This window comes from Kosakonia sp. 1610 (assembly GCF_050435845.1).
Classification (GTDB): domain Bacteria; phylum Pseudomonadota; class Gammaproteobacteria; order Enterobacterales; family Enterobacteriaceae; genus Kosakonia; species Kosakonia cowanii.
This window is the reverse complement of sequence record NZ_JBNDKZ010000001.1, coordinates 1044596-1058275: the sequence shown is the minus strand read 5'-3', so window position 1 is coordinate 1058275 and position 13680 is coordinate 1044596. Positions and strand designations below refer to the sequence as shown.

Annotated in this window: 11 protein-coding genes and 1 pseudogene; 4 read left to right on the top strand and 8 right to left on the bottom strand. The window is 53.7% G+C overall.

Features of this window, described 5'->3' with window-relative positions:
• Positions 1-163: 163 nt before the first annotated feature.
• Positions 164-460, top strand: coding sequence for a YciI family protein (locus tag ABIC80_RS05130; RefSeq protein ID WP_023478925.1), 297 nt, complete (start codon positions 164-166; stop codon positions 458-460).
• A 39-nt stretch (positions 461-499) separates the two neighbouring features.
• On the opposite strand, the gene ABIC80_RS05125 is transcribed toward ABIC80_RS05130, so the two are convergent.
• Together ABIC80_RS05125 and ABIC80_RS05120 are read right to left on the bottom strand one after the other, a co-directional pair.
• Complete coding sequence (locus tag ABIC80_RS05125) at positions 500-1120, bottom strand: LysE family translocator (protein ID WP_429176479.1); 621 nt, start codon at positions 1118-1120, stop codon at positions 500-502.
• Positions 1121-1182: 62 nt separating this feature from the next.
• The gene (locus tag ABIC80_RS05120) at positions 1183-1356 is read right to left on the bottom strand and encodes a YciY family protein (RefSeq protein ID WP_023478828.1); all 174 of its coding nucleotides are present in this window, start codon (positions 1354-1356) and stop codon (positions 1183-1185) included.
• 140 nt (positions 1357-1496) lie between these two features.
• Here ABIC80_RS05120 and cls point away from each other — a divergent pair, with 140 nt between their 5' ends.
• Positions 1497-2957: a cardiolipin synthase gene (gene cls / locus ABIC80_RS05115; protein ID WP_094419775.1), complete on the top strand. Its 1461-nt coding sequence runs from the start codon at positions 1497-1499 to the stop codon at positions 2955-2957.
• Between the two features lie 31 nt (positions 2958-2988).
• The gene (locus tag ABIC80_RS05110) at positions 2989-3318 is read left to right on the top strand and encodes an HI1450 family dsDNA-mimic protein (protein WP_042713297.1); all 330 of its coding nucleotides are present in this window, start codon (positions 2989-2991) and stop codon (positions 3316-3318) included.
• 53 nt (positions 3319-3371) lie between these two features.
• Here the strand turns inward: ABIC80_RS05110 and oppF are convergent, their stop codons facing one another.
• From oppF to ABIC80_RS05080, 6 genes and pseudogenes are all read right to left on the bottom strand, one after another.
• Entirely contained in the window at positions 3372-4376 is a 1005-nt protein-coding gene (gene oppF, locus ABIC80_RS05105) for a murein tripeptide/oligopeptide ABC transporter ATP-binding protein OppF (RefSeq protein WP_023478603.1), read from the bottom strand.
• Positions 4373-5386: an ABC transporter ATP-binding protein gene (locus tag ABIC80_RS05100; protein WP_200133625.1), complete on the bottom strand. Its 1014-nt coding sequence runs from the start codon at positions 5384-5386 to the stop codon at positions 4373-4375. The genes oppF and ABIC80_RS05100 overlap by 4 nt, the downstream gene beginning before the upstream one ends.
• 11 nt (positions 5387-5397) lie before the next feature.
• Positions 5398-6306 carry an oligopeptide ABC transporter permease OppC gene (gene oppC / locus ABIC80_RS05095; protein ID WP_023478831.1) on the bottom strand — a complete coding sequence of 303 codons (909 nt, stop codon included), beginning with the start codon at positions 6304-6306 and terminating at the stop codon, positions 5398-5400.
• Between the two features lie 14 nt (positions 6307-6320).
• Positions 6321-7241 (bottom strand): oligopeptide ABC transporter permease OppB, encoded by a 921-nt coding sequence (gene oppB, locus ABIC80_RS05090; protein WP_054803454.1) that lies wholly within the window; start codon positions 7239-7241, stop codon positions 6321-6323.
• A 135-nt stretch (positions 7242-7376) separates the two neighbouring features.
• Positions 7377-9008, bottom strand: a complete 1632-nt coding sequence (gene oppA / locus ABIC80_RS05085) for an oligopeptide ABC transporter substrate-binding protein OppA (RefSeq protein WP_263754572.1) — start codon at positions 9006-9008, stop codon at positions 7377-7379.
• A gap of 818 nt (positions 9009-9826) precedes the next feature.
• Positions 9827-10474: pseudogene (locus ABIC80_RS05080) on the bottom strand (YchE family NAAT transporter).
• 478 nt (positions 10475-10952) lie between these two features.
• Here ABIC80_RS05080 and adhE point away from each other — a divergent pair.
• Complete coding sequence (adhE, locus tag ABIC80_RS05075; protein WP_305208312.1) at positions 10953-13634, top strand: bifunctional acetaldehyde-CoA/alcohol dehydrogenase; 2682 nt, start codon at positions 10953-10955, stop codon at positions 13632-13634.
• Positions 13635-13680 lie beyond the last annotated feature (46 nt).

Below are 13680 nucleotides of genomic sequence, written 5' to 3'. Positions count from 1 at the left end.
ATCATATTCAACAAGCCAGCCTGGTGCAGATCAAATTTATCGCTGCTACGGGTAAAAAAGCCCCTTTAATTGGCAGGGTTGCCTGCCCGTTGCAATCTTTGCATTGCAGTCACTGCACCTTTCACTTACGTTATGCCTTTCTGAAAAGACAGGAGCTTGCTCTGTGCTATACGTTATTTTTGCTGAAGATATTGCCGATTCTCTGGAAAAACGCCTCTCCGTACGTCCGGCCCACCTCGCACGCCTACAACTGCTGCGCGATGAAGGCCGTCTGTTAACCGCAGGCCCACTGCCGGCAGTCGACAGTAACGATCCTGGTGTTGCGGGGTTTAGCGGCTCAACGGTGATTGCTGAGTTTGAATCGCTGGAAGCGGCGAAATCCTGGGCGGAAGCCGATCCCTACGTGGCGGCGGGCGTCTATCAGACTGTGACGGTTAAACCGTACAAGAAAGTTTTTTAAGTCAGTACGGGGCAATGCAGGTCATTGCCCCGCATGGCTTCAGCGCTTGCTTAGCGCTAAGCGGGTAGCAAAAAGCAGGAATACGATACCCGTGCAGCGATCCATCCAGCGGATCACACGCGGCTTGCGCAGGATGTTTGCCAGTGGCCGGGTCGCCGAAATCAGTGCCGTTGACCAGCATGTGCCAATCAGCACATGAATCATCACCAGGCCAAATGTCCAGGCAATAAGCGGTTGCCCGTGAGGGATAAACTGCGGCAGAAACGAAACGTAAAAAATCCCTATCTTCGGATTAAGTACATTGCCGAACATCCCTTTGATAAACCAGTTCTGCGAAGGGTTCTCAACGCTATTGATACCGGTCAATGCCCCGCGCGGACGCAGCAGCATCGTTAACCCCAACCAGCATAAGTACGCGGCACCGCAATATTTGAGCACGTTGTACGCCAGTTCCGAAACGGCAATTAGCGCCCCAAGTCCGAATGCCACCATTGCGCCCCAGATCAGGCAGCCGGCATTAATTCCCATCTGCGCCTGAAAAGCCTGTTTCCGCCCTTCTACCGTGGCTGTGCGCAAGATCAACGCGGTATCAAGACCCGGCGTGAGCGTTAAGAGCGTCGCGGCAAAGGTAAACGCCATAAGGCTGTCGGTCACTGACATCATCTCTCTCCTGAAACTAAGGGGCTAAAAACGACCGCGGGCACCTTTTCGGTGCCCGGGATTCAGATATCGTAGATGGCAAACAGCAGCACATTACGATGGCGATTAACGCCGCATTTCCTGATGCTGTGGATTCGCATATTACGGCGGGACTGCGCTTCCAGCCAGCGCGCTTTCCGGCGGCCAACCTGACGCAGCATACGCCAGCGCCCCACTTCCGTTCGACTACGCTTCATTGTTACAACTCTATACAAAATAGAAGCCGCCATTATAGTCTGTCGCCTCTTTCAGGCCAGCGCTTTTCGGCGTTTTTATTTGCCAGATGAATTCGTATGCGTAAACTCAACCAATACAGATTGTAAAAGGATTTTTGTCGATGTCCGCGTTTTACACCGTGATGAGTTGGCTCATTGTTGTTGGTTACTGGTTGCTTATTGCTGGTGTTACGCTGCGTATTCTGATGAAGCGCCGGGCGGTCACGTCGGCCATGGCATGGCTGCTTGTCATCTATATCCTGCCGCTGGTGGGCATTATCGCTTACCTTTCGCTTGGCGAGCTACATCTTGGTAAACGGCGCGCGGAGCGTGCGCGCGCCATGTGGCCCTCAACCGCCAAATGGCTCAGCGATCTTAAACACTTCAACCATATCTTCGCCACTGAGAACAGCAGCGTTGCCTCCTCGCTGTTTAAGCTGTGCGAGCGCCGCCAGGGTATCGCCGGGGTCAAAGGTAATCAGTTGCAGCTGCTGACTACCTCGGATGATGTGATGCAGGCGCTGATCCGCGATATCCAGCTCGCCCGCCACAATATCGAGATGGTTTTCTATATCTGGCAGCCCGGCGGTATGGCCGACCAGGTAGCAGAGTCGCTGATGGCGGCAGCGCGCCGCGGCGTGCACTGCCGTCTGCTGCTGGACTCGGCAGGCAGCGTCACCTTCTTCCGCAGCCCGTGGGCGGGAATGATGCGCAATGCGGGCATTGATGTCGTTGAAGCGCTGAAGGTCAATCTGATGCGTGTCTTCCTGCGCCGCATGGACTTGCGCCAGCACCGGAAAATCGTACTGATCGATAACTATATTGCCTATACCGGCAGCATGAATATGGTCGATCCGCGCTACTTTAAACAGGACTCCGGCGTCGGTCAGTGGGTCGACCTGATGGCGCGCATGGAGGGCCCTATCGCCACGGCGATGGGCATCGTCTACTCCTGCGACTGGGAGATTGAGACCGGCAAGCGCATTCTGCCGCCGCCGCCCGATGCCAATATCATGCCGTTTGAAGAGGCCAGCGGGCACACTATTCACACCATTGCATCGGGGCCTGGCTTCCCTGAGGATTTGATCCACCAGGCGCTGCTGACGGCGGTATATGCGTCACGTGAATATTTAATCATGACCACCCCCTACTTTGTCCCGAGTGACGATCTGCTGCATGCGATTTGTACCGCCGCGCAGCGCGGGGTGGATGTGAGCATTATTCTGCCGCGCAAAAATGATTCCGTGCTGGTCGGCTGGGCCAGCCGCGCATTCTTTACCGAGCTGCTGGCTGCCGGGGTGAAGATCTACCAGTTTGAAGGCGGATTGCTGCATACCAAGAGTGTGCTGGTCGACGGCGAGCTGAGCCTGGTCGGCACGGTGAACCTCGATATGCGCAGCCTGTGGCTCAACTTTGAGATCACGCTGGTGATTGACGACGCGGGATTTGGCGGCGATCTGGCGGCGGTGCAGGATGATTACATCTCCCGCTCGCGCTTGCTGGATGCGCGCTTGTGGGTAAAACGGCCCTTCTGGCACCGCATTGCTGAACGACTGTTTTACTTCTTTAGTCCGTTGCTGTAAAACGTGCCCAACAGACGTGATGAGGTAACTTATGGAAATGGACCTGAATAACCGCCTGACGGAAGATGAAACGCTTGAGCAAGCGTATGACATCTTCCTGGAACTGGCGGCGGACAACCTGGATCCGGCGGACATCATTCTTTTCAACCTGCAGTTTGAAGAGCGTGGCGGTGCAGAACTGTTCGATCCCGGCGAGGACTGGCAGGAGCATGTGGATTACGATTTAAACCCGGATTTCTTTGCTGAGGTGGTCATTGGCCTGGCGGAGACGGACGGCGGTGAGCTGAATGATGTCTTTGCGCGCGTGCTGCTGTGCCGCGAGAAAGACCATAAGCTGTGCCATATTCTCTGGCGCGAATAAGCGCTGAAAAGAAAAAGGGCTGACAAGTTGTCAGCCCTTTTTTTATGCCTCGCTTAAAGCGGGTCGACCTTCAGGCAGGAGACCGCGTGGCGGAAGCTGCCCTCCAGCACCGGACGGGTTTTCGCACACTCCGGCCCGGCAATCGGGCAACGGGTGCGGAAGACGCAGCCCGATGGCGGGTTGATCGGCGATGGCAGATCCCCCTCCAGCAGCTGAATGGTTTTGTTCTTCTCGACATCCGGATCGGGCACCGGCACCGCTGACATCAGCGCTTTGGTGTAGGGGTGCAGCGGATTCTGGTACACCTCATCATAGGTGCCCAGCTCTACCGCATGGCCCAGGTACATCACCAGCACGCGGTCGGAGATGTGCTTAACCACCGCCAGATCGTGGGCAATAAAGATCAGCGACAGCCCCATTTCACGCTGTAACTGCTGCAGCAGGTTGACCACCTGAGCCTGAATCGACACGTCGAGCGCGGAGACCGGCTCATCGCAGATAATCAGTTTCGGTTCAAGGATCAGCGCGCGTGCGATGCCGATACGCTGGCATTGACCGCCGGAAAACTCATGGGGATAGCGGTTGATCAGGTTAGGCAGCAGGCCGACCTTCATCATCATCGCTTTGACGCGGTCTTTCACTTCCTGACGCGGCATCTTCGGATGGTAGGTGCGCAGCGGCTCGGCGATGATTTCACCGATAGTCATACGCGGGTTCAGCGAGGCCAGCGGATCCTGGAAAATCATCTGGATATCGCTGCGCACGGCGCGCCACTCATCCGGCTTCATGCCGAGCAGATCGCGTCCGAGCCAGGCCACTTTTCCGTCGGTCGCTTTCACCAGGCCAATAATCGCGCGCGCGAAGGTTGATTTGCCGCAGCCGGATTCACCGACCACACCAAGGGTTTCGCCTTCATAGAGGCGCAGCGTGACGCCATCGACCGCTTTCAGGGTTTTCGGCGGCTGCCAGAACCACTGTCTGCCATCTTTAATATCGAAATGCACCTTCAGATCGGCGATTTCGAGCAGCACTTTTCTCTCTTCGGTTACGGCGTTCATACTAACTCCTCCACCGGCTTAAAGCAGGCGCGCAGACGGCCCGGCGCGAACTCATCCAGCGGCGGCGCGTTATTACAGATCTCCATCGCGTGCGGACAGCGCGGCTGGAACGGGCAGCCTTTCGGCAGACGCAGCAGGTTTGGCGGGTTGCCCGGAATGGTCAACATCGCTTCGCCATCGGCATCCAGACGCGGCACCGCATGCAGCAGGCCGATAGAGTACGGGTGCGACGGCTGATAGAAGACATCGCGCGCTTTGCCATACTCCATGGTTCGACCGGCATACATCACCAGCACTTTATCGCAGATGCCTGCCACCACGCCGAGGTCATGGGTGATCATGATAATCGCGGTATTGAATTCGCGCTTCAGCTCATTGAGCAGCGTCATAATCTGCGCCTGCACGGTAACGTCGAGCGCGGTTGTGGGTTCGTCGGCAATCAGCAGCTTTGGCCTGCACATCAGCGCCATGGCGATCATCACGCGCTGGCGCATCCCGCCGGAGAACTCGTGCGGGTACATGCGCATGCGCTTACGCGCTTCCGGCATTTTGACCGCGTCGAGCATTTTTACTGACTCTTCAAAGGCTTCGGCTTTGTTCATGCCTTTGTGCAGCATCAACACTTCCATCAACTGTTCGCCGACGCGCATGTAAGGGTTCAGCGAGGTCATCGGGTCCTGGAAAATCATCGAGATCTGCTCGGCGCGCAGCTTGTTCAGCGCATGTTCCGGCAGGTTCAGGATCTCTTTGCCGTTGAACAGCGCCGAGCCACCAATACGCCCGTTGGAAGCCAGCAGCCCCATCAGCGCAAATGCGGTCTGGGATTTACCGGAGCCCGATTCGCCCACGATGCCCAGCGTCTCGCCGGCGCGCAGGGAGAAGTTCAGGTCGTTGACCGCGGTGACATCGCCATCCGGCGTGCCAAAGGTCACACGGAGATCTTTCACATCCAGCAGGAGGTCCGTTTGCTGCCGCGTCGTTGACGCTACTACGGTTTCAGTCATGCTCATAACGGCACTCCTTAACGATCTTTCGGGTCGAGGGCATCACGCAGGCCATCGCCGATAAAGTTGAAACAGAACAGGGTGATCACAAGGAAACCCGCCGGGAAGAGCAGCAACCATGGAGAAACCTCCATTGAGTTTGCGCCATCGCTTAACAGCGCGCCCCAGCTGCTGAGCGGCTCCTGCGTACCGAGGCCGAGGAAGCTCAGGAAGGATTCGAACAGGATCATGCTCGGCACCAGCAGCGAGGCATACACCACCACCACGCCGAGCACGTTCGGCACGATATGGCGCATCACGATATTGGCGGTAGAGACCCCGCCCACCTGCGCCGCTTCGATAAACTCTTTACGCTTCAGGCTCAGGGTCTGGCCGCGCACAATACGCGCCATATCCAGCCAGGAGACCATGCCGATAGCCACAAAGATCAGCAGGATGTTCTGCCCGAAAAAGGTGACCAGCAGGATAACGAAGAACATAAACGGGAAGGAGTTGAGGATCTCCAGCAGACGCATCATCACAGAGTCGGTTTTGCCGCCCAGGTAGCCAGAGAGCGAACCGTAGAGCGTACCGAGAACTACCGCCACCAGCGCCGCGGCGATGCCGACCATCAGCGAGATACGCCCGCCGATAGCCACACGCACCAGCAGATCGCGCCCGGAGGAGTCGGTGCCGAAATAGTGCCCTGACTCCATATCCGGCGCGTTAGACATCATCGCCCAGTCGGTATCAAAGTAGCTGAACTGCGACAGCATCGGCGCCAGCGTCACGAACAGCGCAATCAGCACCAGTACAAACAGGCTAGCGACCGCTGCGCGGTTGTGCATAAAGCGACGACGCGCATCCTGCCAAAGGCTACGCCCTTCGACTTCGAGTTTCTCACTGAAGTTTTCCAGCGCCTCGCTGTTTTTCTTACTTAACATCATGGCGAACTCCAGTATCAATAACGAATTTTCGGATCGATGATGGCGTAGAGCACATCAACAATCGCGTTGAAGGTGATGGTCAGCGCGCCGACCAGAATCGTCAGGCTCAGCACCAGCGAGTAGTCGCGGTTAAGCGCGCCGTTTACGAACAGCTGGCCGATGCCCGGCAAGCCATAAATCGTTTCGATAACCATGGAGCCAGTAATGATGCCGACAAAAGCCGGGCCCATATAGGAGAGCACGGGCAGCAGCGCCGGTTTCAGCGCGTGACGGAAGATGATCCGGCGCATCGGCAGCCCTTTCGCGCGCGCGGTGCGGATGAAGTTGGAGTGCAGCACTTCAATCATCGAACCACGGGTGATACGCGCGATGCTGGCGATATAGGCGAGCGAGAGCGCGACCATCGGCAGGATCATAAATTTAGGTGCCCCGCCATTCCAGCCGCCGGCCGGTAGCCACTGGAGCACAATGGCAAATATCATCACTAACAGAGGAGCGACAACGAAGCTGGGTATCACTACCCCGGTCATGGCTAATCCCATTACCGTGTAGTCCCATTTGGTGTTCTGGTTTAACGCGGCGATAACGCCTGCCGTCACGCCGAACACAATCGCGAGGATAAACGCCGCGGCGCCCAATTTGGCGGAAACCGGGAAGCTCGCCGCCACCAGGTCATTCACGGTGTAATCTTTGTATTTAAACGACGGACCAAAATCCAGATGCGCCAGCTGTTTCAGGTAGCTGAAATACTGGGTGGTGATGGGATCGTTTAAATGGTATTTCGCCTCGATATTGGCCATTACTTCCGGCGCAAGCGCACGTTCACCGGTAAAAGGACTTCCCGGCGCAAGACGCATCATAAAGAACGAAATCGTAATCAGAATAAAGAGTGTTGGAATCGCTTCAAGAAAGCGACGCAGGATAAATTTCAACATTGCCCGTACCTTCTGGCCTGTGCCTTTTACACATTCTCTTTCAGACGACCCAGGTGCCGTCTGCGACCGATGTGTGTTCTGGTGCGATAAAAATAAGACACTGTGAGGCAGGTTCCCCTGCCCCACTCATTGCCATTAATGCTTGATAATATACAAGTTTTTCACGTAGATATTATCTAACGGGTCTTTACCGGTGTAGCCACCCACCCACGGTTTCACCAGACGGGCGTTCACGTAGTAGTAAACCGGAACGATGGCGGAGTCTTTATCAAGCTGCTGTTCAGCTTTCGAGTAAAGCTCAGCGCGCTGCGCTTCGTCGGTCACTTTCAGCGTGTCGCCAATCAGCTTGTCAAACGCCGGGCTCTTATAGTGCGCGGTGTTATTCGAGCTATCTGAAAGCATGGTGTTCAGGAAGGAGGTCGGCTCGTTGTAATCCGCGCACCAGCCGGCACGTGCTACATCAAAGGTGCCCTGATGACGCGTATCGAGGAAGGTTTTCCACTCCTGGTTCTCCAGCTTGACGTTAGCACCGAGGTTTTTCTTCCAGATCGAGGCAACGGCAATCGCCAGTTTTTTATGCAGATCGGAGGTGTTATATAGCAGGCTGAAGGTCAGCGGTTTGTCGGCTGTGTAACCCGCTTCGGCAAGCAGTTTTTTCGCTTCGGCGTTACGCTGCTCCTGGGTCATTTTGAACCAGGCCGGTTCGGTCAGTTTTGCACCGTCGGTATATGGCGGGGTGTAGCTGTAAGCAGGCAGGTCGCCCTGGTTTTTCACTTTATTAACGATGATATCGCGGTCCAGCGCCAGTTTAAGGGCGGTACGCACGCGAACGTCAGTGAATGGCGCTTTCTGGTTGTTGATCTCGTAGTAATAAGTACAGAGGTACGGATCGACGTGAACTTCTTTCGGGATCTCTTTTTTCAGTTTCTGGAACAGTTCAATCGGCATGTTGTTATAGGTCATGTCGATTTCGCCGCTGCGGTAGCGGTTAACGTCCGTCACTTCTGCAGAGATTGGCAGGTAGGTTACCTGGGTAATAACGGTTTTGTCGTTGTCCCAGTAATTGGTGTTGCGCTCAAGAACGATACGTTCGTTGACCACCCAATCTTTCAGCTTATAAGCGCCGTTGGTGACAATATTTGCAGGCTGGGTCCACTTATCGCCAAATTTTTCAATCGCGGCTTTTGGCACAGCGGAAACGGACGGGTGAACCAGCAGTTTATAGAAATAGGGAACCGGCTCGCTCAGCGTGACTTCGAAGGTATTATCATCGATCGCTTTTACGCCCAGTTCGCTGGTCGGTTTTTTGCCGGCGATAACATCATCGATATTGGCGATGTGGCCATATTGCAGATAGCTGGCGTACGGAGAAGCCGTTTTCGGATCTGCCAGGCGCTGCCAGCTATAGACGAAGTCATGGGCGGTAACCGGGGTGCCGTCTGACCATTTGGCGTTTTTACGCAGATGGAATGTCCAGACTTTAAAATCTTTGTTTTCCCACTTTTCAGCAACACCGGCAGTCGGGTGGCCTTCAACATCGGAAATAAGCAGACCTTCAAACAGGTCACGGCTAACGTTTGATTCCGGAACACCCTCGATTTTATGCGGATCGAGAGATTGCACTTCAGCACCGTTATTGCGCACCAGCGTCTGTTTTTCCGCTAGTTGAACGCCGGCCGGTACGTCGGCCGCGAAGGCGGCGTTACCGGAAATTAGCGCTGCTAAAATACCCGCTGCAACTACGCTTTTCTTTGTGATGATGGACATTGTGTTGTGACTCCAATCATTATAATTACCGACATTTATGCCAGCTGTATCATCCCCTGTTCGGGGGCCTGAATAGCGCAGGAGCTTTTGGCGCTTTCAGACATCTTTTTTTTTACTTCTGCTATCACCGACTTTTTTATTACGGATCGCTCGAACGGCAATCTCGCGTCGATTCATTAACGCGCCTCCCCTGTCGAGACGCGTTGTATTCATGCTATTTATTTTCTAATTGAAAACGATTCTCAACAAATCGCTTTACGCTGTAAATTATGAGGCTGATAAAGACATTCGCCGGAAAATAACAAATGCCCGAGACCGCCGCCAATACATTTTGCAAATTTGTTAACCATTTCTCTTTTACGGCGTAGCGACAGCCGCAGCGAGATGACGACTGCGTCTCCCTGTTGGTTTTTTCTTATTAATTATCAATCAGATAAAGAAGTATCACCGCCTTGTGATACTTGTTGGCTGCCTTCGCAGAGATTTGCACAAAAAATCAACAATTGACTACTTTTTAGCACATTACTCTGCGAGGAGATTGAAAGTACTAATATCATTTCGATAATGACTCGGCAAGCCCAATAGTATGATGTGAGAGAAATAACAGAGTTAATTGCTCAAAATGCAGACATCAATGATTCATGGAACTTATAATTCTATGATAGAAAACAGCTTTTCTGATTATTGTAATTTGTTATGCCTGCCGCCCTTCTGCTGATTCTTCATATCTTTTGCTAATTATGCGAGCAGGCTTACATTCGAAAGCGCGATGTTATCGCGCCCCGAAAAAATAAAACCTATATAAATGAAAGAATGAATCAATTCAGCAGACCGGGGAAAAGCGACTTCGCGCCGGCGACAATAAACTCAATGCCTAACGCCATCAGCAGGAGCCCCATAATACGCGTAATGACGTTAATGCCGGTTTGCCTGAGCAGGCGAACCAGCTAGGGCGCAATGCGGAACAGTCCCCATGAGCAGAGCGCAAACAGTGCAATCGCCAGTGAGAAGCCAATCAGGTGTGCAAGCGTGTGATAACGCGTCCCCCAAACGATCGTGGAGCTGATTGCGCCCGGCCCTGCCATTAAGGGCAATGCCAGAGGCACTACGCCCACGCTTTCACGGATAGCGGTTTCTGATTTCTCCTGCTTATTCTGCTTATCCTCCCCCAGCTTGCCGCTGATCATCGACATTGCGATGGTAACCACCAGAATCCCGCCGGCAATGCGGAAAGAGTCAATTGAGATACCAAACAGCTGCAGGATGGTGTCGCCCAGGAAGAGTGACGTCCAGAGAATGATAGCGACCGAGACGTTCGCCGTAAGATTGGTTTTGTTACGGGCATCGGCCATTTGATAACTGGTCATACTGATAAAAACCGGGATGATGCCAACCGGGTTCACCAGCGCAAAAAGACCGACGAAAAATTTAAAATAGAGAGGAATATCAAACCCAAAGTGATCCACAGCAAGCTCCGCGTTATCGCCAGTACCTTAGAAACAATAGCGTGACAGGATAATCCATGCAGAAGATACGCGATTTTTTTGTGGAGTCCACCAGTTCATTCGCTAATAACCCTGATAAAACAGTGTGTTATTGAGTTAAGGCAAATGTGAAAAATCCGAGCCTTGTTTTGCGAATAAACGTTAACAATTGATACAACTCGCCAATAATGGCCAAGCTGAAAGGTGTCAGCTTAGTGAAAACTTGATATGGATCACGCATTAATTACTCAGAAGTGGGTAATCTTGATGCCACGAATAGAGAGCAGAAATGTCAATAATTGCTCCCGGTTCGTTAAGGCTCTTTTAGTAAACCAGCGGTATTTATGCTGTGTAACTTATTGACTTACATAGCTTTACACAACCTGTTTCGACGCTGTCTATACTGACAGTTTGCGCAGATGGTTTACTAAAAGAGTTTAAACATTATCAGGAGAGCATTATGGCTGTTACTAATGTCGCTGAACTGAACGCACTCGTTGAACGTGTGAAGAAAGCCCAGCGTGAATATGCCAACTTTACTCAAGAGCAAGTAGATAAAATCTTCCGCGCCGCCGCCCTGGCTGCCGCAGATGCTCGAATCCCCCTCGCGAAAATGGCCGTAGCTGAATCCGGCATGGGTATCGTCGAAGATAAAGTGATTAAAAACCACTTTGCTTCTGAGTATATCTATAACGCGTACAAAGATGAGAAAACCTGCGGCGTATTATCGGAAGATGATACCTTCGGCACGATCACTATCGCTGAGCCTATCGGCATTATCTGCGGTATCGTACCGACCACTAACCCCACCTCTACTGCAATCTTTAAATCACTGATTAGCCTGAAAACCCGTAACGCAATCATCTTCTCTCCGCACCCACGTGCAAAAGATGCCACCAACAAAGCAGCGGACATCGTGCTGCAGGCGGCCATCGCGGCAGGTGCGCCGAAAGACCTTATCGGCTGGATTGATCAGCCTTCCGTCGAACTCTCCAATGCGTTAATGCATCACCCGGATATCAACCTGATCCTCGCGACCGGCGGTCCGGGCATGGTGAAAGCCGCTTATAGCTCCGGTAAACCGGCTATCGGCGTGGGTGCAGGTAACACCCCGGTTGTTATTGACGAAACCGCCGATATCAAACGTGCCGTCGCGTCAGTGCTGATGTCAAAAACCTTCGACAACGGCGTAATCTGTGCTTCTGAACAGTCTGTTGTGGTTGTTGACTCCGTGTATGACGCCGTGCGTGAGCGTTTCGCCAGCCACGGTGGCTATATGCTGCAGGGCCAGGAGCTGAAAGCGGTTCAGGACATCATTCTGAAAAACGGCGCGCTCAACGCGGCTATCGTTGGCCAACCGGCGCACAAAATTGCTGAACTGGCGGGCTTTAGCGTACCGGCAAGCACCAAAATCCTCATCGGTGAAGTCACCGTGGTGGATGAGAGCGAGCCGTTTGCACATGAAAAACTCTCTCCGACCCTGGCAATGTATCGCGCGAAAGATTTCGACGATGCGGTGGTGAAAGCGGAGAAACTGGTCGCCATGGGCGGTATCGGGCACACCTCCTGCCTCTACACCGACCAGGACAACCAGCCTGAGCGTGTGGCGCACTTCGGCCAGATGATGAAAACCGCGCGTATCCTTATCAACACCCCGGCTTCCCAGGGTGGTATCGGTGATCTCTACAACTTCAAACTTGCGCCTTCCCTGACCCTGGGTTGTGGTTCATGGGGTGGTAACTCCATCTCAGAAAACGTTGGTCCTAAGCACCTGATCAACAAGAAAACCGTTGCTAAGCGAGCTGAGAACATGTTGTGGCATAAACTTCCGAAATCAATCTACTTCCGCCGTGGCTCTCTGCCAATCGCGCTGGATGAAGTGATTACTGATGGTCACAAACGCGCGATGATCGTGACCGACCGTTTCCTCTTCAACAACGGCTATGCTGACCAGATCACCTCCGTGCTGAAAGCTGCGGGTGTGGAAACCGAAGTGTTCTTCGAGGTGGAAGCGGATCCGACGCTGACCGTGGTGCGTAAAGGCGCTGAGCTGGCGAACTCCTTTAAACCGGACGTGATTATCGCCCTCGGCGGCGGCTCCCCGATGGATGCGGCGAAAATCATGTGGGTGATGTACGAACATCCGGAAACCCACTTCGAAGAGCTGGCGCTGCGCTTTATGGATATCCGTAAACGTATCTACAAGTTCCCGAAAATGGGCGTCAAAGCGAAGATGATCGCCGTGACCACCACCTCCGGTACCGGTTCTGAAGTGACGCCGTTTGCGGTGGTTACCGATGATGCTACCGGCCAGAAATATCCGCTGGCGGATTACGCCCTCACCCCGGATATGGCGGTTGTCGATGCCAACCTGGTGATGGATATGCCGAAATCCCTCTGCGCCTTTGGTGGTCTGGATGCGGTAACCCACGCGCTGGAAGCGTACGTCTCGGTTCTGGCTTCTGAGTTCTCCGACGGTCAGGCGCTGCAGGCACTTAAACTGCTGAAAGAGAACCTGCCGGCTTCTTATAACGAAGGTTCTAAAAACCCGGTTGCCCGCGAGCGTGTCCACAGTGCCGCAACTATCGCCGGTATTGCGTTCGCTAACGCCTTCCTCGGTGTGTGTCACTCCATGGCGCACAAACTGGGCTCGCAGTTCCATATCCCGCACGGCCTGGCTAACGCCCTGTTGATCAGCAACGTTATCCGCTACAACGCGAATGACAACCCGACCAAACAGACCGCGTTCAGCCAGTATGACCGTCCGCAGGCGCGCCGCCGTTACGCAGAGATTGCCGATCACCTGGGTCTCTCTGCACCGGGCGACCGTACCGCTGCGAAAATTGAGAAACTGCTGGCCTGGCTGGAGAGCCTGAAAGCGGAGCTGGGTATTCCGAAGTCGATTCGTGAAGCTGGCGTACAGGAAGCGGACTTCCTGGCCAACGTCGACAAACTCTCTGAAGATGCGTTTGACGACCAGTGCACCGGCGCCAACCCACGTTACCCGCTGATCGCAGAGTTGAAGCAGATCCTGCTGGATACCTTCTACGGCCGCGAATATAAAGAGGGTGAAGCCGCTCCTGCACAAAAAGTGGAAGCCGCCCCGGTTAAAGCTGACAAAAAAGCGAAGAAACCCGCTTAATGGTATAGCGTCATAAAAAAACCCGCTTCGGCGGGTTTTTTATTTT

Excerpts from the sequence above, each read along its gene's own strand:
- ABIC80_RS05125 (WP_429176479.1), bottom strand. The coding sequence starts at position 1,120 with ATGTCAGTGACCGACAGCCTTATGGCGTTTACCTTTGCCGCGACGCTC.
- ABIC80_RS05120 (WP_023478828.1), bottom strand. The coding sequence starts at position 1,356 with ATGAAGCGTAGTCGAACGGAAGTGGGGCGCTGGCGTATGCTGCGTCAG.
- cls (WP_094419775.1), top strand. The coding sequence starts at position 1,497 with ATGTCCGCGTTTTACACCGTGATGAGTTGGCTCATTGTTGTTGGTTAC.
- ABIC80_RS05110 (WP_042713297.1), top strand. The coding sequence starts at position 2,989 with ATGGAAATGGACCTGAATAACCGCCTGACGGAAGATGAAACGCTTGAG.
- oppF (WP_023478603.1), bottom strand. The coding sequence starts at position 4,376 with ATGAACGCCGTAACCGAAGAGAGAAAAGTGCTGCTCGAAATCGCCGAT.
- ABIC80_RS05100 (WP_200133625.1), bottom strand. The coding sequence starts at position 5,386 with ATGAGCATGACTGAAACCGTAGTAGCGTCAACGACGCGGCAGCAAACG.
- oppC (WP_023478831.1), bottom strand. The coding sequence starts at position 6,306 with ATGATGTTAAGTAAGAAAAACAGCGAGGCGCTGGAAAACTTCAGTGAG.
- oppB (WP_054803454.1), bottom strand. The coding sequence starts at position 7,241 with ATGTTGAAATTTATCCTGCGTCGCTTTCTTGAAGCGATTCCAACACTC.
- oppA (WP_263754572.1), bottom strand. The coding sequence starts at position 9,008 with ATGTCCATCATCACAAAGAAAAGCGTAGTTGCAGCGGGTATTTTAGCA.
- adhE (WP_305208312.1), top strand. The coding sequence starts at position 10,953 with ATGGCTGTTACTAATGTCGCTGAACTGAACGCACTCGTTGAACGTGTG.